The sequence below is a fragment of the Paenibacillus sp. MER 180 genome, assembly GCF_023713665.1.
GTDB classification, from domain to species: Bacteria; Bacillota; Bacilli; order Paenibacillales; family Paenibacillaceae; genus Paenibacillus_B; species Paenibacillus_B suaedae.
The window spans coordinates 1-1,239 of sequence record NZ_JAMAVT010000054.1 but is presented as its reverse complement, the minus strand read 5'-3'; the positions used below and the strand labels follow the sequence as shown (position 1 = coordinate 1,239).

Annotated in this window: 1 pseudogene; it reads right to left on the bottom strand. The window is 44.6% G+C overall.

Features of this window, described 5'->3' with window-relative positions:
• Positions 1-86: 86 nt before the first annotated feature.
• Positions 87-1,239 (bottom strand): annotated as a pseudogene (locus tag M3661_RS29745) (IS1182 family transposase); the annotation flags it as partial.

Genomic DNA, 1,239 nt, shown 5'->3' with positions numbered 1-1,239 from the left:
TCAGATTGTTGAGAAACCCTGTCTTTTTAAAGGCACAGGGTTTCTTTTGTTTTGCATTCTAGGGATGAAAAGAGAACCCCTGGTGGTTATCCTCGTCTTTCTAGGCGATCCAGGTGGATCGCCATCTTCTTCATGTTCTGTACAGCCGCTGTCATCAGAGCTTGTTCCCTGACATTCTGCAATCCGCGCAAACGGCAATAGCGAAACCCATGGAGCTCTTTGGCATCCGCGAAGCTTCGCTCTATCGTTTCTTTCCGTTTTCGGTATAAATATTTGCCGGATCTGCTTAGCCGGTTTGCACGTACCCATTCTTTATTGTCTTCCCAGACATGTCGGGTCACTACTTTCCGGTGGTTGCGAGATCGGGTACATTCGCTCAACATCGGGCAGTTTTTGCAATGCTTTGGATCAGATGCATACTGCCGATATCCTTCGCGATTTGTGGTTCGGTAATTAAGCTCGTGTTTTGCAGGACAAATATAACGATTTCGTTCAGCGTCATAAGTGAATTTCCACTTTGGAAATAATCCTTGCGTCGGATGGAATCTTCGGTGAGCAATAACTGCAAAAATCCCGCGCTCTTGCAGCCCTTTGCAGATCGGTGAAGTTAAATACCCAGAATCAAGTGCAACTGCTTCCACTTCAAAGCCAAATCGTTTTTGCTGACGATCTAATCGAGATAAATAGGGAATCGAGTCATGTACATTACCTGCAGTGACATGAACATCCGTAATCATGTTGTATTTCAGATCTACTGTGCGGTGGTCTAAATAAAAGAATCCCTCCGGCTTACCATCTCGGATCATATAACCGCTATCTGGATCGGTCTTGCTTACCTTAATTTCCTTTTCCTCTACCACGTCCTCTCTAGGTTTTAGTGCTTTTTTCCGTGAGTTTTTCGGTCTTGCTCCACTGCTGCATTCAGTTCGTCCACATAGTCACGGGTATTTTGTAAAACCTGCTCTTTCGTAAACTTATGTTTATTAGCGTTGGCCTTTACATGCGTGGAATCTGAGACTAGTACGCGGCCGCCAACCATACGGTGCTGAATGGCTTGAAGCACAATCTCATCAAAGATATCTTGAAAAATATCTGTGTCTTTAAAACGAGTACGACGATTCCAACTGATGGTGGAATGGTCTGGTACTTTATCCGTTAGACCAAGGCCTAAAAACCAACGGTAGGCCAAATTAGTCTGAATTTCACGTTCAAGCTGACGTTCCGAACGAATGCCATAAA